Raw genomic sequence first — 19480 nt, 5'->3', positions numbered from 1 at the left:
ATTGAAATTTGTTTAAACCCGATTAAATATTACTTACCAATTTTCCAGTATGTAACTATAAACTTTAAAAAATAAAATGCATTATGTTTAACGTCATGTTTGAAAATTCACGCGATCAATCAAAAAGCTAATTATAAGAAAAAAATTATTCCACTATCGCCTGGTAGACCATATTCTTAAACAGATCCCGGAAGGGCAGGTCACCGGCTGGCACCAGCTGGGTCAGGAACAGGCAGACCATGTCAGTTTTGGGATCGACCCAGTAAATCGGGTAGTAGGCGCTACCCCAGCCATAGGCCCCAACCGAGCTCAACTCCCCGTATTCACCAAGATCTTCTACCACCTTAAAACCGAGACCAAAGCCCAGATCCTCCCACACATATTTATCGCCGGTGTGATTCGCATGCATCAGCTTTACCGTTTGGGGACTTAGCAGCCGTGTGCCGTTAAATTCGCCGCCGTTGAGCAACATCTGCAGGAACACCCCGTAATCGGAGATCGTCGAAAGCAGGCCTGCGCCCCCGGAGAAGGTCGTTCTGGGTCCATGGATGTAGTCGGTGCTGCTGGTAGGCTCCATGAGCTCCAGCGAACCCTGATCGTTAAAGCCGTAGACCGGCGCCAGTCGATCTGACTTTTCAGGCGGTAGGTAAAAATGAGTATCCTTCATGCCCAGCGGATCAAAGATGCGCTTTCTGAAAAACTCGTCCAGCGGCATGCCGGACACCACCTCCACAAAATAGCCCAGTACATCCGTTGAATAGCCATAGTGCCATTCCTCTCCGGGCTGAGAATTCAGCGGCAGCTCGGCCAGACGGTTCACCAGTTCGCCGATGGGTTGCTCGCGATCCGCAAAGTACCAGCCCGTCAGCCCTGCCTCTTCATGCACATCCTGTGAGATGCCGTAGCCATATGTTAGGCCCGAGGTGTGGGTCAGCAGGTGACGAACGGTTATTGGTCGTTCTGCAGATACGGTATGATACCCCTTATCGGAAGAGTCAGGGACGGCTACCACAGGATCTTCAAACGCCGGGATATAATCGGCAACCGGGTCGTTGAGTATAAATTTCCCCTCCTCATAGAGCATCATTACGGCCACACTGGTCACGGCTTTACTCATAGAGGCAATCCTGAAAATGGCATCCTTCTGCATGGGAAACTGTTCTTCAATGTTCATCATGCCGGCTGACTTGAAATAGGCCGCCTTTCCGTGGCGAAGTACGAGTGTATTGATGCCAGCCATCTTCTGTTCATCAATCTGCTGCTGTACCAGCTGGTCAAGCCTTTCAAAGCGTTCGGAAGAAAATCCCACTTCTTCCGGCTCAACCGTGGAGAACTGTCCATAGGTGATCGCAGAAAATCCGGAGATAAAGCAGATAGCAATCAGAAAGGAAGCCAGCAGTCGTATTGCAACAAATTGTTTTTTAGTGCGCATGGTGTTCATAATATTGATATAAAGATAAATTAAATAATGAATGGCATTATCAAAGTTTCAAATCCCTTAATCCCATCCAATGTAACAGGATATAGGTAAAATTAGAAATAGATCGTTTACTGGTTGATAAAACTATAATTTGTCGAGGTAATACGAATTCCCCAGCAGATCCATGTATTGCATGACCCATCGTTGGCGTTCTCTCATGTAAGAAGAAGGGGCCGCCAGGTTATAGCGTTTAGGGGCGGGGAGGGCCGTGACCATCAGCGCACTTTGGGATTTTGACAGTAGACCTGGAGGGGTATTAAAGTAGCGCTCTGATGCTGCTTGTACGCCATAAACTCCGTTGCCAAACTCTACAATATTCAGATAGACTTCCAGGATACGTTCTTTGGACCATAAGAGTTCAAGCAAGAAAGCGGTATAGGCTTCAATACCTTTGCGAATATACGACTGAGCGGGCCATAAGAAAAGATTCTTGGCTGTTTGTTGCGTGATGGTACTGGCTCCTCTCAGACCTTGGCCGCGTTCATATTCCTCGAGGGCTTTTTGTACTGATCCAAAGTCGATTCCCCAGTGATTGGCAAAATTTTGATCCTCGGAAGTAATCGCTGCCATCTTTATATGGGGCGAGATGTCTTCCCAGTCCGTCCAGCTCTGATATAACTCAAAGTTTTCCTCCCCATTCCACCAGGCTGCAACCGAACGCTGCATCATAAAAGCACTTGTGGGTGGATTAATCCATCGGAGCAGCAAGATAAAAAGCAGGCTAATGAGTATGATTCCGCCGATTGCTCGTCCTATCCACTGCAGAACCTGTGACGTATGGTTTTTAAGTTTATACCATAAAGGAGATGAATCGGCAACCATCATTTTAAAGCCTTTGGATATTATTTCTATAACAAATTGATAAAATAGATAAGTTTGATCCCAGTTTATATATTAAATTTGATAATTCGTAACCACTGAAAGGGAAATATTTGATGCCAGCAAATTTAATGTAATAAGGATTGATATGTCGCTTACAAAGAATCACATGGAGAGTTTAAGAAAGGGAAAGTGGCTTTTATTGAGAATAGTGAGACCCTATCTGGGCGTTTTCTTGCTTATTATGACGACAACGACTATTTCATGCGCCCAAAGTGTTGATGAAGATGCAAAATGGCTGATTGAGGAACTCAACATTCAGCAAGAGGATGTGGTGGCAGAGATGGGCTCGGGCAATGGACGCCTTACGATGGAGGTGGCACGCCATGTTGGTCCTTCTGGACACGTTTACAGCTCAGAGCTGGGGGCTGATTCAGTTCAATACCTACAGGATGTGGTAAATAAGGCTGAAGTATCCAATGTAACGGTTGTTGAAGGTCACCCTACAAAGACTAACCTCCCAAAAGAATGCTGTAATGTTCTCTTTATGCGCCGGGTGTATCACCATTTTGATGATCCTGCTGCCATGAATAAAAGCATCTGGCAGTCGCTGAAACCCGGTGGCCGGGTAGCTATTATTGATTTTGCACCGAGCGGAACGGAGCGCAGTGATCCTGAGGAGAGAGACTGCAGTTCCTTTGAACACCATGGCGTAACGAAGGAGACCGTTGTGGAAGAACTCAAGAATGCTGGATTTCAATTGGTGAGCGCAGAAGAACGCTCAGGCGGGGATATCTATGTGGTAGTTCAGAAAATGGAATAGGTTGACTACTGTCCAAAAAGTACACCTTCTTTCTTCTTTTGGGCTGCTACCATGGCTGCGCCAACAATGCTGGCATCATTTTGAAAGCTGGTTGGCTTAAAAGGGGTATTAATTTTTATAAAAGGAAATATTTTGTTCGTTTTGCGGCTGATCTCCCCCCCGATGATAAATAAATCCGGATGGAAGATCTTCTCAAAATGTTCGAGCACAACCTGCAAGCGGCTGGCCCATGTCTTTTTGGGAAAGCCTCCCTTTTCTCGTGTTTCGTTGGAAGCGTGTTTCTCGACCGTCTGCCCCTGGATTTCTATAAGTCCTAATTCAGTATTTGGAACCAATTGCTGGCCGATAAAAAGAGAGGAGCCAATTTCGGCACCTACGGTAAGTACAATAGTTGATCCTGTTTGGTGCTTACCAGCTCCGAAATAGATCTCAGCAAGTCCGGTTGCATCGGTGTCATTAATAACCGACACGGGGTTATCAGTAATTTCGGCAAACAGCTGTTCGGCATTAGCGTCGACCCAGGAATCGTTAATACGCTTGCCGGAAAGTACAATGCCTTTGCTTACGGCAGCAGGGAAAGCACAGCCTACGGGGCCATTCCACTGAAACTCTTTCCTCACCACCTGGTGTATTTGAGCCAATACCTTATGCGGAGTCGTGTCTTCCAGTGGCGGAGTGCTGATACGGTCAGACAGGATTTTGCCCTGCTGGGTATCCACAGTAGCCCCCTTGATACCATAACTCCCAATGTCGATTCCTAAAACTTCCATGGTTTAGTTTTTAGTTAGTAGTCACTTGTTTAGGATGACACCAAGGTGCCAATAACAAATAACTATTAACTATTTTTCAATAAGTACCCAGCTATCTTCATCGATCATACGTTTGGCTTTTTTCCATTTGATGTCGATGACTTCACCACTACTCATATTCTGGATTTTTACGTAGTCATTACGTCCGGGTTCTTCTTCAACAGTAATGGGTTGCGGCTTCTGATCACTTCGTTTTTGCTGCTGGCCTCCATTTTGGCTTTGTGCAGCACCCGATTTAAAGCCCATGTTGGTAGCATCGGAATGTTGGGTCTTAGCCTTGTTCATATTGACTTTGGCCCGTTGCTCTGGAGCTTGCTGTAATCGCTGTTGATCGGCCTGCATCTCGGGAATGGCTTTCCAGATCAGCGAAATAGCCTCCTGGTTGATCTCATTCAGCAGCTGTTTGAACATCTCAAAAGCTTCGCGCTTGTATTCAAGCAGAGGATCTTTCTGGCCAAAAGCACGGAGCCCAATTCCTTCTTTCACTGAGTCAAGCTCTCGCAGATGATCCATCCATTTGTCGTCGATAATAGAAAGCACAGCCGTCCGTTCAAGGGCCCGCGCTACTTCGTGTCCCTCATTTTCAAGGGCATTTTCTACGTCAACAACAACGCGCATACGCCGGATACCATCGGTGAAGATAACCTGTACTTTGGTCGGTTTTTCGTCTTCTTCGGCATCCGAGGCTTCAATGTTTTTAATGACTTCAAAGAGTGGTTCTGAAATCATTTTCTCTTTTTTGCGATAGACTTCATAAGCACGTTCTATGATATGGTCTATCAGCACGTCTGGACCCATGCGGCCCATCTCGTCATTTTCAAGGTCAATATCGACGGCTAAAAACCGCAGGATGGTATTGCGAAGTTCATCCAGCTCGCCATTCGGGTAATGCTGTTCTACGATGTTCTCTACCAGATCTTCGAGCATGTCGTAGAGATCGCTGCGCAGTTCATCCCCGGCAAGGGCATGCTTGCGGCGCTTGTAGATAACCTCACGTTGGTTGTTTAGCACATCATCATACTCCAGCTGTTTCTTACGGATGCTGAAGTTATTCTGTTCAACCTTCGACTGGGCTCGTTCCAACGATTTCGTGATCCATGAGTGCGTAATCACTTCGCCTTCTTCAAAGTTGAGGCGGTCCATGACTTTGGCAACCCGATCGGATCCAAATAGCTGCATCAAGTCATCTTCGAGCGAAACATAGAATTGAGATTCCCCGGGATCCCCCTGTCGTCCGGATCGACCGCGAAGCTGAAGGTCAATACGGCGGGAATCGTGTCGTTCCGTTCCTAAAATAGCGAGTCCGCCTTTCTCTTTGACGCCCGGAGCCAGCTTAATATCAGTACCGCGACCAGCCATGTTAGTGGCTACCGTAACGGCGCCCGGCTGACCGGCAGCAGCTACAATGTCACTTTCTTCGGCGTGGTGTTTGGCGTTCAATACGTTATGTGGAATTTTCGCTCGCTTGAGCATACGGCTGACCGTCTCAGAAACATCAACACTGGTGGTACCTACAAGTACAGGCTGTCCTTTTTCATGGTACTCACGGATTGTATCAACGGTAGCGTTATATTTTTCGCGTTTGGTGCGGAAAACAAGGTCCTCCTTATCATCGCGAATAACCGGCTTGTTGGTAGGTATGATCACCACATCGAGGTCGTAAATTTCGCTGAATTCACCCTCTTCTGTTGCAGCGGTACCCGTCATGCCGGAAAGCTTGCTGTACATCCGGAAGAAATTTTGGAGGGTAATGGTTGCGTAAGTCTGTGTGGCTGCTTCTACGCTTACATTCTCTTTGGCTTCAATTGCCTGGTGAAGGCCATCAGAATAACGCCTTCCGGACATAACACGGCCGGTATGTTCGTCTACAATTTGAACCTTGCCTTCCTGAACGATGTATTCTGCTTCGCGTTCGAATAGGGAATAAGCTTTAAGCAGCTGGTTAACGGTATGGATACGATCACTGCGTTCGGCAAACAGACGGTGGAGTTCACTGAAACGACGCTCTCGCTCCTGCTCTACTTCCTGTTTAGCCTCCTTAATTTTTTTCTCTTTATACTCGTCACTAAACTCCTCATTCTCCTTAACCTCCTGGATTTTTTCTTCCCTTAATTCCTCAATTTCTTCCTCAATTTGAGAAGTTTCGGTTCCAAGATCCGGGATAATAAAGAATTCGGGCTCTTCATTGGCGCGGGTGATGAACTCCTGCCCCTTTTCCGTCATCTCAATGTTATTCATTTTCATATCCACCGAGTAGTACAGCTCTTTGTCAACCTCGGGGAGGCGACGGGCATTATCCTGCAGGTAAAAAGATTCTGTACGCTGCAGCAGTTTTTGATTGCCGGGGACCTGCATCATCTTACGGAACTGCTTATTTTTTGGGAATCCTCGCTGGGCCCGATAAAGTGCCAGGCCGGCCTTGTCTTCATTCCCTTTTTCCAGCTCTTCCTGGGCTTCTTTCACAAAAGAGGCTACCAGCTTTTTCTGGGCATTAACCAGCGATTCAACGCGTGGTTTAAGTTCTTCAAACTTTTGGGACTTAGTATCTTCGGGCACCGGACCAGAAATAATAAGTGGTGTACGCGCTTCGTCAATCAGGATGGAGTCAATTTCATCAATAATGGCAAAGTTATGATCGCGTTGCACCAGCTGGTCGGCACTGCTCACCATGTTGTCCCGCAGGTAGTCAAAGCCAAACTCGTTGTTGGTACCATAGGTAATATCTGCACGGTAAGCTTTGCGGCGGCCTTCTGAGTTAGGGTCGTACAGATCAACGCAGTCTACTTCCAGCCCGTGGAAGTTAAATAACGGCTCGTTCCATTCGGCATCACGCTTGGCCAGGTAATTGTTAACCGTTACTATATGTACGCCGCGCCCGCTCAGGGCATTCAGGTAGGCCGGCATAATAGCCGCCAGTGTTTTACCTTCACCGGTTTTCATCTCGGAAATTTTACCTTGGTGCATGGCAATAGCTCCGGCCAACTGCACATCATAAGGTACCATGCCCCATTCGTTCATGCTGCCGCCCACTTTCCACTTTTGGCCCAGAAAACGCCGGCAGGTATCTTTCATAACGGCAAAGGCCTCGGGGAGAATCTCATCCAGAACGTCTTCAATAATATCAGTTTCTTCCTGTTCGAGTTCATCCAGTTCTTCTGCCAACTGACGTCGACGATCAACGGATAGCTGTTCGTCACTGTTCAGGGTTTTTCTGATAGATTCAATTTCTTCGCCGACTTGCTGGGTGGCATCAGATATTTGTTGACGGAAAGATTCGGTTTTCTGTTTGAGCTCTTCATCCGAGAGTTCTTCCATTTTTTCATAGTGCTCGTTGATCTCATCAACGATAGGCCAAATTTTCTTGAGATCACGTTCACTTTTTGTCCCGAAAATGCTTGCTAAAATGTCGCTTATTTTATCGAACATAGAACGTATTACTTACCTGTCTATAATTTATAGGATTTACTAAAGTTACAGCTTACACAGAGCCTGTTCAAATTAATTAGGGAAGTTAAGCCAGTTTTTGAGTTTTCTTGCAGGTTTTTGCATTTAAGATAACCCATAAATTCCGGTTCTTATTGTCTAAATTTATTTTTATCTTTCGGGACTATCAAAGAATTGAAGTTTTTCATTAACCGATTTACCGATGAAACGTACTTATCAACCAAGTAAACGTAAACGTAAGAATAAGCATGGCTTCCGTAAGCGCAATAGCAGTAAAAACGGAAAGAAAGTATTGAAAAAGCGTCGTAAGAAAGGACGCCATCGTTTGACTATTAGTGATGACAAAGGACCGAAGTAACCAATCTTCGCGCTCAAACGGTGATTTTAGCTTACCCAGAGCAAAGATCCTGAGGGGCCGAAAGAATTTCCAGCGTCTTTTCGAACAAGACGTTTTTATACATCGTAAAAAGCACGTTGGTCTGCGATATTATATTCCAGATTTTTCTTCTTTCGGCTGCCTTATGGGATTTATCGTAAAAAAAAGCTTGGGTAAGGCCCATAAACGCAATCATATGAAACGGCTTCTGCGAGAAGCCTATCGGCTTCATCAACATATGCTGTATGACCCTCTGCGTCAGCTTCAACGAACATTTCATGGAGCATTAATAGCATACGACGTTGATGTACCATATACAGAGATTGAGCAAGAGGTAGTTGCATTGCTCGAACAAGTTCAAGGCCAACTTCCTACCATTTCGCCTGGTCATTCATGAAGTATCTATTAATAGGTTTTGTTCGATTGTATCAGCTGGTCATCTCCCCATGGATGCCCAAAAGCTGTCGATACCATCCTACCTGTAGCGCCTATAGCATTGAAGCGTTTCAAAAGCATGGTGCAATGAAAGGACTATGGCTTACCGTCAAGCGTATAAGTCGCTGTCATCCCTGGGGTGATGAAGGTCACGACCCTGTACCAGAACCCAAAACAAAATTTTAGACTGAGGATTTCTCTTGGATCGTAATACCGTAACCGGATTAGTACTAATATTAATTGTAATGGTGGCATGGAGTTATTTTACCATGCCCTCGGAGCAAGAACTGCAACAACGCAAAGCAGAGCAAGCCCGCCAGGATAGCATTGCGGCTGCTCAAACAGACAGCTTGCCCACACAGCAGCAAGCGGATCCCACCGTTGATAGCAGCAGTAACAACAACCAGCCTGATACCGCCTCAAGGTCAGAACCTCAGGATGAGCAGGTTGAGATGGGGGCCTTTTCTGCCGCCAGCGCTGGAGATACTACAGAAACTATCGTAGAAACTCCGCTCTACAAAGCTACCTTCACCAATGTTGGGGCCGGCCCTTCCCAGTTTGTGCTCAAAGAGCATGAAACCTGGGACCATAAGCCCATACGCATGATCAGAGATACCACACAGTCTGCGTACTCTTTGGGTTTCCTGACCAATCAGAATTACAACGTTGAGACCGACGAGCTTGTTTTTGAGCCGCTTACATCGGGCCAAAATCTCAGGCTCGAAGAAGGAGAAACCAAGACGCTGCAATATGCATTCAATCTCAGTGATTCACAGCGCATGGTGTACACTTATACCCTCAATGGTGACTCCTATGAAATTGATCTGGATATCAGTTTCGAGGGGCTTGATCAGACTATAATCGGGGGAACCGTTGATTTTGGATGGGAGTCACGGCTAAACTTTACGGAAAAGAATATCGATGGAGAAGCGACGCATGCGTCTGCTTATGTTCATACCGGAGGAGAGTTAGAGCGGTTAAAACTGAGCGAAGCAGGAGAGAATGAACAGACCTATAATGGAACCATTGACTGGGTGGCAACCCGAACGAAGTTTTTCTCTCAGATTATCAAAACGGATAATCCCACACAATCTGCAAGACTTGTTGGTGAGCAAAGCGGGGCCTCGGATCTGCCATCTACTACCCACCACTATAAGTCTTCTATAACCGCGGAAATTGCCCAGCAAAATGCTTCTTTTCAGATGTATATTGGGCCGATGTCATACCATGCTCTCAAGGTATACAACGAACAAGCCTATGATATGGTGGATACGGGTTACTCGTGGTTGAGCTGGATATCCGATCCACTGGTAAAATATATTATCATTCCCTACTTCGGCTTTGTTGAGGATTATATGAATGTAGGGCTGGCGATTATCTTATTCGCCATTTTGATTAAGATGGTCCTCTACCCACTGACCAAGAAGAGTTATAGTAGTATGGCGGCGATGAAAGAGTTGCAGCCAGAAATGAAAGAGATTAAAGAAAAGTACGCGGATGATCCTGAAAAGCAGCAGAAAGCCACCATGAAACTGTATAAAGAATCAGGGGTCAATCCGTTGGGGGGATGTCTGCCGAACCTGCTTCAGCTACCTATTCTGATTACACTTTGGAGGTTTTTCCAGAATTCTATTCTTATACGCCAGCAGGAATTTCTTTGGGCCAGTGACCTTTCGGCTCCTGACTATATTTTGAACCTCCCATTCAGTATTCCATTTATGGGCGATCAAATAGCAGGTTTTGTTTTACTGATGACGGGAGCCATGTTCCTGCAAAGTAAACTGACCGGCGGCATGGGTCCCGGTGGTGGAGGCGGAGGCGCCGGACCGGATATGAGTGCGATGAAGTACGTATTCCCCTTCATGCTGTTGTTCATCTTCAACAATTTTGCAGCAGGGCTTAGCCTCTATTATCTCATTTATAACTTAGTATCAATCGGTCAGCAGCTGTTAATTTATCGCCAAATTGATAACGAAAAAGAGGCCAAAGAAGCGGTGGCTGCTTAGTAAAAGCTTTTGCTGTGATAAGCTCTGCGCTTATTATCAATGGGAGCTTTGCAAAGCTACACCATCTTGTCATTCTGATTTGTTTCAGAATCTTATATGCCTTTGGCAGTCTTTCTAAGGAGATCCTGATCCCATGAATTCGGGACAGGGTGACATGCCCAGTTTTGCATAGGCCTCTAATACTTAGTTTCAAACATGGGCGCTTGACCTTGAAGCAGCCAGAGTGAAAAGTAGTTTTGAAGAAAAAGGCTCCGTAAATTCGGGGCCTTTTTTATTTGGTAACCATTTAAAGCTATATTTACCGCTTATGGATAGCATTGCGAAGTACACATATCCTCAGATCGTTTGGAGGGAAGGCGAGAAAAGGTTGTGGAATCCAATCCATCGAAAGCCTTTGAAAAACCGACCTGAAGAGCGAGTACGTTTGCGCATCATTGAAGCACTTCTCTTAGCGGGATGGTCACGGCATCGGATATCCACCGAAGAAGCGATTGGCAAATTAGCCGACAGCAAGATGAGGACCGATATTATTTGCTACAACCAGCAGTTTAATCCACAGATCCTGGTCGAATGTAAAGCGGAATATATATCGTTATCAAACAATACGGCTGAGCAGGTTGCGCGGTACAATCAGAATGTTGGTGCTCCATTTTTATTGCTGACCAACGGCGTAGCTGATTTCTGGTACGAGGTGAAAAATGAAGGGGTTAAGAGCTTGGAGCAACAGCCGGAATTATTGGATAATAAATCCCCATCTCCCGATTATGAGTATGTAGATTGGCAAAAGCGGGGCTTTGCGGGATCCGAAGCGGCACCGGCGTTAAGAAAATGGCTGGGAGAGCTCCTCCCTGCCCTCTGGCACTCCCAAAACTCTTCAGCGATTCAGTTCTTGTCGTTTAGCCAAAGGCTGTCAGATCTGGACCTCAGTCATTACTATATACTACAGGGCATCTCTGATCACGAACGACTTGCGTTCTCAATATTAACAACGGCCTTTGGGGGAAGCCGACTGGTGGCTATCCTCAATGAAAATAGTCACAATAAAGCAGTGCTGGTAGTTAACCTGGACTTGTTATTTGACAGCCAGGCACAGAATGCAACCATCTACTCAGGGGCCGGGATGCATGCTGTTGATGGTAGTGAGGTCGTTGAAAGCCTAACATCGGATACGGCTAAAACAGCCGAACAGCTATATGAGCTGATCGCTGAAACCATCGGTTAGATTTAGTTTCCCATAGTTTTTTGAACCACAATTTTATCGTAAGTTCCAGACTCATTTTCATCAACAAAATCTCTTATGCACCATTTACATCGCGACAAATTATTTTCACTATTTGATGAAGAAGAAAATGCCATCGTTTATATGAAGGGGGCTGATCTCATGTATCGCTATGATACGGATTACGAGTTCCCCTTTCGGCAGGAATCCAATTTTTGGTATTTGACCGGTGTAAATGAGCCCGACTTTCACCTTATCCTGGATCTTGAGCGTCAGGAGTACCATCTGTTTGCACCCAAACGGGATGCGCAATATGCAGTTTGGCATGGACGGGTAAAGACGAAGGAGCAGTATCAGCAGGAGTATAACCCCGACCATCTGCATTATGAGGGTAAGCTTCCGCAAATACTCAAAGAACTCGATCCCCAAAAAATATACTGCATCGACGAGAAGCAGGCCGAGTTTATCGAAGAGTTTGACCGTAAAACGTCTATCGATCTGGATGCTCTGCCCGAAGCTGTAACCCACTGCCGGGTTTTTAAAACCGACTGGGAACTTGACCAAATGAGAGAAGCGGCACGAGTAAATAATATTGCCCACCGTGGCGTCTTAGAAGCTCTGGAACCCGGAAAGTATGAATACGAATTAAAAGCGGTATTCGATTATCACCAGATTGAAAACGGACTTATGCAGGATGCCTATAACGGCATTTACGCAGCTGGAGAAAATAGTGCCATCTTGCACTATGTGGAGAACAACCGGCAGGTTAAAGATGGAGATCTCTTTTTGATTGATGCCGGCTATGAATGCAATGGTTATGCCTCCGATTTTACGCGGACCTATCCGGCTAATGGAGAATTTACTTCGCTGCAGGCCACGGTCTATGAAGCTGTGCTCGAAGCCCAAAAGCAGGCTATTGAGGCGTGTGTGCCGGATGCCAAGATGGAGGATGTGCATATTCTGGCTGCCCGCGTCATGATGCAGGGCCTGAAAGATGCCGACATTGTTTCCGGCAGTATTGATGATTTAATGGAAAAGGATGTCTTTGCCCTCTTTTTCCCCCATGGATTGGGTCATTTCTTAGGTATGGATACGCATGATGTAGGAGGTTATCCCAAAGGAGTTGAACGTATTGAACGTCCCGGGGTTAAGTATTTGCGGATGCGTCGTACGCTGCAACCGGGAATGGTACTGACCATCGAGCCCGGGCTGTACTTTGTACCGGCTCTTCTAAAACCGGCGCTGGAAGATGATAAGGTTTCGGAGTTTTTAAATGCTTCGAAACTTCAGGATATGATGAGTTTTGGTGGTGTACGTATTGAAGATAATCTCATCATTACCGAAGACGGCTATGAAAATATCACCGATGTGCCCAAAGAACGCGATGAGATTGAGAAGGTAATGAGCTAATGCTTCTCCCTGTACATCTGTGAGTGAATCGGCAGAAGTAAGGGCTCGTTTTAGTGAGCTAATTTTGCCTGTATCTTGTTCACTCTTGAGTTATAAACTCATAGCTGACGAAGGCAAATCGTTTGCTGTCGGGCGCCCATGAGGGAACGTTGATGGTCCCCTGTCCGCCATAAAGATCGACAACGACTTCGGGTGCGCCTTCAGCAGACATTAGTCGGAGTGTTACGTCTTTAAACGGCGGATGCCCTTCTACACCGGCATCATAAGAAAGGAAGACAATCTGTTTGCCGTCCGGAGAAATATGTGGAAACCAGTCGGCATATTGTTTGTTCGACGTAATCTGTTCCACATTGGAGCCATCTGGATGCATACGGAAAATTTTCATCACTCCCGTACGCACCGAGTTAAAATAAATCCAACGACCATCCGGCGTATATTCTGCCCCGTCATCAAGCCCAGGGGTATCGGTGAGCTTGATTTCATGGCCGCCATCCACGGGGATAGCATAAATGTCGAACTCACCATCTCGCTGGGCGGGATAGACCAAGGTATCGCCGTCTGGAGACCAGCCGTGCCAGTAGGATGGAGCGTTGTCCGTAACTAATTTGGGGGTACCGCCTTCTGCCGGCATTACATAAATTTTGGAGCCTTCGCCTTCCGGAGCGTGACTGATAGCCAGCTGTTCGCCGTCGAAAGAGAAGCCGTGATCATTATTACAGTTGGTGGCAAAGCCGGTGTCAAGTTTTTTAGGCGTTCCTCCTGCTGTTGGAATGGTGTAGAGATTGCCTCCACTGTTGAAGAGGAAGTAGCTTCCATCGGGCGACCAGTTGGGCGCTTCAACATGTCCTTCGGTACGATAGATAACCTTTCGCTCTCCGGTTTCAATATTATAGGTTTCAAGCTTACTTACCAGAATGCTGTCCGCCTGCCCAACAGTTTGGAGCGGAAGAAGGTACATAATGCAAACCAGCGATAGGACGATGTTAAGATAAGGAGAGCTGGGTTTCATGAAATTCATAATCCAATAGGTTACATTTATACGGAGACTTTGTAAAAGCCTCCTATACATTATGTAACTATAGTTGGAAAATTAAAGAGCTTATGCAAGCTTAACTGTTTATAATATTGCTTTTGCTATATTACTCATCAAAGCTATCGGGCAAATCGTTTTCATAGAGCACAATATCTCCCGGCTGAGCAAACTCCTGCGCCAGACTATTTGCTTCGGAAAGACTGGCAACGGTATTCAGCTTAGATGGGTCAAAGTCAGTTGAAAGAATGCCCTGTTTGATGGGCTCAGTTTGATTTTGTCCGACCAGGATGACCAAATCCAATGCTGCCTGTCCAATTTGTCGACCAAATTCACGATTTTTCTCTTCCTGGATGTCGCCGAGCTCAATCATTCCCGGCGTAATAATAATGCGCCGCCCGCTGTTAAATTGAGCAAGAATGTCGACCGCATTTTTAGCGCCTGTAGGGTTGGAGTTGAAGGCATCATCGATAACCGTCAGGCTACCCTGTTGTTTTAACTCAAGGCGATGTTCAACCGGCTCCATATGTTTGGCCGCCATTGCCATAGTCGTTAAGCGTACATCAAACGTTTGGGCAACCCCAATAGCCAGTAGCATATTTTGCACGTTGTGGGCGCCGAGTAATCTCATATTGAAGGTTACCGACTCGTTGTTGGTTGAAGCCGTAAATTGCATTCCTTCCTGGTTGTATTGGATATCCGAAGCCCGGATTTCTCCATTTTCAAGACCAATACGAATAATATCGATGTCATCCCGGAGGTCCCCCATTGCATCAACGCGCTTGTCGTCAGCATTTAAGACTGCTTTGCCATGAGGTTTCGTTCGTTTAACAAGGGTGGATTTCGTACGGGCAATGGCATCTTGGGAGCCAAAAGTCTCCAAATGTGCAAGGCCTACATTGGTGATCACCGAGATGTCGGGCTCTGCAATGTCACACAGCTCGTCGATATTGCCTTCGTAGCGGGCGCCCATCTCAAGCACCAAAACTTGGTGGTGTGCTTCCAGATCGTTATTGATGACCTTGCAAATGCCCATCGGCGTGTTGTAGCTGCCGGGAGTCGAACAAACGGAAAAGCGCTCGCTGAGCAGGTCCCGGATCATAAATTTAGTACTGGTTTTCCCGTAGCTGCCCGTAATAGCGATAACCGTGAGGTCGGGCATACGCTCCAGTTTTTTCTTGGCCAGTTTAATAAAATACCGGTGCACATAGCTTTCATATGGCTTGGTAAGCAGGGCAGCAATAAAAATGAAAAAGGGAACCGCTATATTACCGAGCACCCATCCAAAAGATAAAATGTACATCTCGGCTATATATAATACATCTTTATTTATCAGGGCTACCCATCGGCCGGTAAAAGCGATATAGGTGCTTAAAAAAGGAATTACGAAAACAAGAATGGCAAAGGGAATGGTCAGGCGGATCATCCGCGGAGTAAAGGCCAGTGGTTTTTTGGGAGACTCTCCCCGGTAGTAGTTGAAGGGCACAAACCAGAAAAGCCCAAAAAGTCCTAAAACGATAATTGCAGAGCTGCCGGTGATCGTATTTGAAACAAAGAATAAGAGTACGGCTATAACAATGTTATACAGCACGTGCTCGGTAGTAATCACCCGTTGCGCCCAATGGGAAATCATCCAGTGCCAGAACTCATTCAGCTTATATCCATTTTGTTGAAAAATGTGCAGAAAGTAACGTGCGCGCAGGACCGTATGGCGGAGCATGACGATCACAAATAAAATGATAAGGCCGTTAAGAATGTTTAAATACCAGCTCAATAGTGTCGTACCAGTTTTTAAAGATTAAATAAGGCGTTATGGTCGCTAAAGTATAGAAGTTCTGTTATATTAACGCCGCTTTACAATTAGTTACGAAAATCTTTCATCTAAATTGGCTCAAATATATGAAATTAATCATCCCAATGGCAGGCCGCGGAACAAGGGTCCGGCCTCACTCTCATACCATCCCGAAACCACTGCTTCCGGTAGCGGGCAAAATGATTGTGGAACGCATTGTAGAGACGTTTGCACGTACTTTAGATCGAAAAATTGATGAAATCGTATTTATTTTAGGCCCTGATTTTGGCCAGGAAATTAAGGATGCACTGAAAGCAATGAGCGATCGGCAGGATGCGAAAGCAACCTTTCGTGTTCAGGAAGAAGCACAAGGTACAGCGCATGCCGTATATTGTGCAGAGCAGGATTTAAGCGGGGAGTGTATCATCGTATTTGCCGATACTATTTTTGATATGGAAGGTTCGGTAACGATTGGCGATGCTGACAGCGTAATTTGGCTGAAGGAGGTAGAAGATCCATCCCGTTTTGGCGTAGCTGTGGAGAAGGATGGACAAATTACGGACTTCGTGGAAAAACCCAGTGAGCCTATTTCAAATCTGGCAATCATTGGAGTCTACTACTTTAAACAAGCTGAAAAACTGAAAACAGAGATTGAATACCTCTTAGAGCATGATATTCGTGGTCATGGCCGGGAGTTTCAGCTAACAGATGCACTGGATCGCCTCCTGAAAAATGATAACGTCTTTAAAAAAGCTACCGTGGACGAATGGATGGATTGCGGTACGCTTCCGGCATGGCTGGATACTTCCGGTAAGATTGTGGAGAAAGAATACGAAGAGGTTGATGAGGCACAGTTTGAAGGAACGACTATTAATCCCCCGGTCTATATCGGCGATGATGTGGAGCTGGAAAATTGTACCATTGGTCCCTTTGCCAGTATCGCAGCCGGATCTAAACTAACAGGAAGTACCGTAGAAAATAGCTTGATACAGGAAAATACTACACTGGAAGATTGTGAAATCAGAGGCTGTACCATTGGCCGCCATGCTGAGCTGAAGGGCGTTGACCAGGAAGTGCACCTGGGTGATCATTCCAAAATTGGGGTTGAGGTGTAATAGTCTTGAGTTGTGAGCTATGAGTGGTGAGTAGTTAGAATCCGTATTTCGTAGTGCGTATTAACGTTGCCTTGCACGAAATAAGCAACACGAGATACTCTACTGCTACTTCCTGGGAGGTAAATTTCTAATTTCTATTCACCACTCAAGGCTCACAACTCACTCAAATAAAATCCTGCAGCGGGCGATTCTGGTCGGCATCATGAAGCGGATGATGAACATCTTCGTGTTCTCCCTCCGGTTCCAGGTGAATGGTAACAATGACATCGTCCTTAACGGCATTGATAAGCTTTTTTTCTAACAGGGTCGCGTCATTGTGAGCGGATTTGAGACTTACTCCCTTTTTAAAAATAGCGTGGAGCTCAATCCATGTGGTATTGCCCGTTGTGCGGTGCCTCAGGTTATGAACATTGAGCATGGCACCTGGTAGATCAGTGGAAAGAACGTGGCGAATGGCTTCATCTACTTCCGGGTTGCGGGAATCCATCAGGCCATCAACCGAATATTTGAGCAGCTTGAACCCCTCGTACATGATGTACAGGGCCAGCAAGGCCGCGACGATAGAGTCGAGCAGGGTAAAGTCAGTAAACCTGATGATCAGCAGGGTTATGACAGCACCTGCGCTGGTCCAGACATCGGTTAAGGTATGTTTACCGTTGCTAATGACAATCATGTTGTCTTCGCGCTTCCCGACTTTAATCAGGTAGCTGCCTAATGCGAGGTTAATCAGTCCTGCACCACCAATAAGGTATACGCCGCTCATTAATTGTGTTAAGTTGTAGCCGAACAGGTAGTTGTCGACAGACTGATAAATAATAGTAAGTCCGGCAAGGATAATTACTGCTCCCTCAATACCTACAGAAAGGAATTCTACCCGTTCATGGCCATACAGGTGCTTTTCGTCAGCAGGCTTCGTGCTCAGCAACAACCCATAATACACAAAAGAAACGGCGAGCAGATGAATAATGGACTCAGCGGCATCAGACAGGGCTGTGGTAGAACTGGTTACCCAGAATCCACTTAGCTTCAGACACAGGGATACTACGGAGACCAAGAGGCTAATACGTAGAGCCGTTTTTGCAGAGGATGATTTCACAGTCATAAAATTAAAGTAAACAGGCTAAAAGATTAGGCAAAGAATTTCTGAAAGCAAGTATATTTGTTCTTATTTTTACGCTCATTTTAAAAGACGAACATAGACGCGGTGATACCAAATAAGGTAAAGGTCCGTGTTACGTGATTTGTGGCAAAAGGAATAAGCATTGTGCAAGATATCCCTCCAAAACATAAAAAAGTATTTGAAACAATCTCAGAAGCAGGTGCAGCCATCGACCAGGATGTGTTTGTGGTCGGCGGCTATGTGCGTGATTTTTATCTGAACCGTACCAAGAAAGAAGAGGATCTGGATATCGATTTTGTAACCATCGGCTCCGGTATTGGCTTGGCGGAAAAGGTAGCTGAGCTGCTTGGCACCGATCGCCTTTCAGTATTTAAACAGTTTGGGACGGCCCATATCAAATACCGGGATATGGATCTGGAATTCGTCGGTGCACGCAAAGAGAGCTACCGCCGCAATTCGCGGAAGCCTATTGTTGAAGACGGTACACTCGAAGACGATCAGCTACGCCGCGACTTTACCATTAATGCTCTTTCCTGGTCGCTTAATGAGGAGGGATATGGCGAACTGATGGATCCCTTTCACGGAATTCAGGATCTCAAAAAGCAGCTTGTTCGAACGCCCGTAGATCCCCTACAAACCTTTGATGACGATCCGCTGCGGATGATGCGGGCGATCCGGTTTGCGACTCAGCTCCAGTTCGATATTGAGGAGCAAACCTATCAGGGCATCGAAGAGATGGCTGATCGTATTGAAATTATATCCAAAGAGCGCATTATCGAAGAACTGAATAAGATTGTGCTTGCTCCCAAGCCTTCCATCGGCTTTGCCCATCTGTTTAAGACCGGCTTGCTGCACCACTTTTTCCCGGAAATGGTTAAGCTGCACGGAGTTGATGAAGTGCGCGGTGTTCGTCATAAGGACAACTTTTGGCATACCCTCAAGGTGCTGGATAATGTAGCCGATATGGGTGGCGACCTGTGGTTACGTTGGGCGGCAGTGATGCACGATATCGCCAAGCCGGCCACCCAAAAGTTTGTGCAGGGAACCGGCTGGACCTTTCATGGGCATGATGCTTTGGGAGCTCACTGGGTAAAGCGGATTTTCCGTCGTCTGGGGCTTCCACTGGATGAACGGATGCGCTACGTTCGAAAGCTGGTCCGCCTGCACCTGCGTCCCATTGCGTTGGTCTCTGATGAAGTGACCGACAGTGCCGTACGCCGGCTTATTTATGAGGCTGGAGATGACATCGACGACCTGATGCTGCTCTGCCGGGCCGATATCACCAGCAAAAATGATTACAAGGTGAAGCAGTACAACCGAAACTTCGATTACGTAGAACAGAAGATCGAAGAAGTGGAAGCGAAGGATCGGCTGCGGAAGTGGAAAAATCCAATAAAGGGAGACGAAATTATGGAGGCGCTGGATATATCGCCCGGACCGGTTATCGGTGATATTAAAGATGCCATCAAAGAAGCCATTCTGGACGGCAAAATTCCCAATGAGCACGATGCGGCCTTCGAGTATATGATGAGTATTAAAGACGAGTATATTGGTTAATCGTTAATGGTTATTTGTTTCACTCCTTCAATGAGTTGCCTGATA

At 46.2% G+C, this 19480-nt stretch carries 16 protein-coding genes; 9 read left to right on the top strand and 7 right to left on the bottom strand.

What is annotated here, in order from left to right; translation table 11 throughout:
• Window positions 1–145: 145 nt before the first annotated feature.
• On the bottom strand, window positions 146–1432 hold the full coding sequence (locus J6I44_RS01360; RefSeq protein WP_265764140.1) for a serine hydrolase domain-containing protein: 1287 nt from the start codon (window positions 1430–1432) through the stop codon (window positions 146–148).
• 132 nt (window positions 1433–1564) lie between these two features.
• Window positions 1565–2305 carry a monofunctional biosynthetic peptidoglycan transglycosylase gene (mtgA, locus tag J6I44_RS01355; RefSeq protein WP_265764139.1) on the bottom strand — a complete coding sequence of 247 codons (741 nt, stop codon included), beginning with the start codon at window positions 2303–2305 and terminating at the stop codon, window positions 1565–1567.
• 142 nt (window positions 2306–2447) lie between these two features.
• On the opposite strand from mtgA, the gene J6I44_RS01350 reads away from it, so the two are divergent.
• Window positions 2448–3122 (top strand): class I SAM-dependent methyltransferase, encoded by a 675-nt coding sequence (locus tag J6I44_RS01350; RefSeq protein ID WP_265764138.1) that lies wholly within the window; start codon window positions 2448–2450, stop codon window positions 3120–3122.
• Between the two features lie 5 nt (window positions 3123–3127).
• Here the strand turns inward: J6I44_RS01350 and ppgK are convergent, their stop codons facing one another.
• Both ppgK and secA read right to left on the bottom strand, forming a co-directional pair.
• A complete protein-coding gene (ppgK, locus tag J6I44_RS01345; protein WP_265764137.1) occupies window positions 3128–3892 on the bottom strand; it encodes a polyphosphate--glucose phosphotransferase in 765 nt (254 codons plus the stop codon).
• Window positions 3893–3961: 69 nt separating this feature from the next.
• The gene (secA, locus tag J6I44_RS01340) at window positions 3962–7345 is read right to left on the bottom strand and encodes a preprotein translocase subunit SecA (RefSeq protein WP_434084222.1); all 3384 of its coding nucleotides are present in this window, start codon (window positions 7343–7345) and stop codon (window positions 3962–3964) included.
• A 232-nt stretch (window positions 7346–7577) separates the two neighbouring features.
• Between secA and rpmH the strand changes: the two genes are divergently transcribed.
• The 6 genes from rpmH (at window position 7578) to J6I44_RS01310 (ending at window position 12821) form a co-directional block, all read left to right on the top strand.
• Window positions 7578–7733 (top strand): 50S ribosomal protein L34, encoded by a 156-nt coding sequence (rpmH, locus tag J6I44_RS01335; protein WP_265764135.1) that lies wholly within the window; start codon window positions 7578–7580, stop codon window positions 7731–7733.
• Window positions 7714–8148 (top strand): ribonuclease P protein component, encoded by a 435-nt coding sequence (locus J6I44_RS01330; protein WP_265764134.1) that lies wholly within the window; start codon window positions 7714–7716, stop codon window positions 8146–8148. Before rpmH ends, J6I44_RS01330 begins: the two co-directional genes overlap by 20 nt.
• A complete protein-coding gene (gene yidD / locus J6I44_RS01325) occupies window positions 8145–8372 on the top strand; it encodes a membrane protein insertion efficiency factor YidD (RefSeq protein WP_265764133.1) in 228 nt (75 codons plus the stop codon). Before J6I44_RS01330 ends, yidD begins: the two co-directional genes overlap by 4 nt.
• 14 nt (window positions 8373–8386) lie before the next feature.
• A complete protein-coding gene (yidC, locus tag J6I44_RS01320) occupies window positions 8387–10192 on the top strand; it encodes a membrane protein insertase YidC (protein ID WP_265764132.1) in 1806 nt (601 codons plus the stop codon).
• 394 nt (window positions 10193–10586) lie between these two features.
• Entirely contained in the window at window positions 10587–11414 is an 828-nt protein-coding gene (locus tag J6I44_RS01315) for a type I restriction enzyme HsdR N-terminal domain-containing protein (protein WP_265764131.1), read from the top strand.
• 75 nt (window positions 11415–11489) lie between these two features.
• Window positions 11490–12821 (top strand): aminopeptidase P family protein, encoded by a 1332-nt coding sequence (locus J6I44_RS01310; RefSeq protein ID WP_265764130.1) that lies wholly within the window; start codon window positions 11490–11492, stop codon window positions 12819–12821.
• A gap of 79 nt (window positions 12822–12900) precedes the next feature.
• Here J6I44_RS01310 and J6I44_RS01305 read toward each other — a convergent pair whose 3' ends face one another.
• Together J6I44_RS01305 and J6I44_RS01300 are read right to left on the bottom strand one after the other, a co-directional pair.
• On the bottom strand, window positions 12901–13734 hold the full coding sequence (locus J6I44_RS01305; protein WP_350356664.1) for a TolB family protein: 834 nt from the start codon (window positions 13732–13734) through the stop codon (window positions 12901–12903).
• A gap of 226 nt (window positions 13735–13960) precedes the next feature.
• Window positions 13961–15625: a UDP-N-acetylmuramoyl-tripeptide--D-alanyl-D-alanine ligase gene (locus J6I44_RS01300; protein WP_265764128.1), complete on the bottom strand. Its 1665-nt coding sequence runs from the start codon at window positions 15623–15625 to the stop codon at window positions 13961–13963.
• Window positions 15626–15750: 125 nt separating this feature from the next.
• Between J6I44_RS01300 and J6I44_RS01295 the strand changes: the two genes are divergently transcribed.
• On the top strand, window positions 15751–16758 hold the full coding sequence (locus J6I44_RS01295) for a sugar phosphate nucleotidyltransferase (protein WP_265764127.1): 1008 nt from the start codon (window positions 15751–15753) through the stop codon (window positions 16756–16758).
• A 163-nt stretch (window positions 16759–16921) separates the two neighbouring features.
• Here J6I44_RS01295 and J6I44_RS01290 read toward each other — a convergent pair whose 3' ends face one another.
• A complete protein-coding gene (locus J6I44_RS01290) occupies window positions 16922–17854 on the bottom strand; it encodes a cation diffusion facilitator family transporter (protein ID WP_265764126.1) in 933 nt (310 codons plus the stop codon).
• Window positions 17855–18001: 147 nt separating this feature from the next.
• Here J6I44_RS01290 and J6I44_RS20735 point away from each other — a divergent pair, with 147 nt between their 5' ends.
• Window positions 18002–19435, top strand: coding sequence for a CCA tRNA nucleotidyltransferase (locus tag J6I44_RS20735; protein ID WP_265764125.1), 1434 nt, complete (start codon window positions 18002–18004; stop codon window positions 19433–19435).
• Window positions 19436–19480: the final 45 nt, after the last annotated feature.

Source organism: Fodinibius salsisoli, from assembly GCF_026229185.1.
Lineage (GTDB): Bacteria > Bacteroidota > Rhodothermia > Balneolales > Balneolaceae > Fodinibius > Fodinibius salsisoli.
This window is presented reverse-complemented; position numbering and strand designations above follow the sequence as displayed.

Excerpts from the sequence above, each read along its gene's own strand:
- J6I44_RS01360 (WP_265764140.1), bottom strand. The coding sequence starts at position 1,432 with ATGCGCACTAAAAAACAATTTGTTGCAATACGACTGCTGGCTTCCTTT.
- mtgA (WP_265764139.1), bottom strand. The coding sequence starts at position 2,305 with ATGATGGTTGCCGATTCATCTCCTTTATGGTATAAACTTAAAAACCAT.
- J6I44_RS01350 (WP_265764138.1), top strand. The coding sequence starts at position 2,448 with ATGTCGCTTACAAAGAATCACATGGAGAGTTTAAGAAAGGGAAAGTGG.
- ppgK (WP_265764137.1), bottom strand. The coding sequence starts at position 3,892 with ATGGAAGTTTTAGGAATCGACATTGGGAGTTATGGTATCAAGGGGGCT.
- rpmH (WP_265764135.1), top strand. The coding sequence starts at position 7,578 with ATGAAACGTACTTATCAACCAAGTAAACGTAAACGTAAGAATAAGCAT.
- J6I44_RS01330 (WP_265764134.1), top strand. The coding sequence starts at position 7,714 with ATGACAAAGGACCGAAGTAACCAATCTTCGCGCTCAAACGGTGATTTT.
- yidD (WP_265764133.1), top strand. The coding sequence starts at position 8,145 with ATGAAGTATCTATTAATAGGTTTTGTTCGATTGTATCAGCTGGTCATC.
- J6I44_RS01310 (WP_265764130.1), top strand. The coding sequence starts at position 11,490 with ATGCACCATTTACATCGCGACAAATTATTTTCACTATTTGATGAAGAA.
- J6I44_RS01295 (WP_265764127.1), top strand. The coding sequence starts at position 15,751 with ATGAAATTAATCATCCCAATGGCAGGCCGCGGAACAAGGGTCCGGCCT.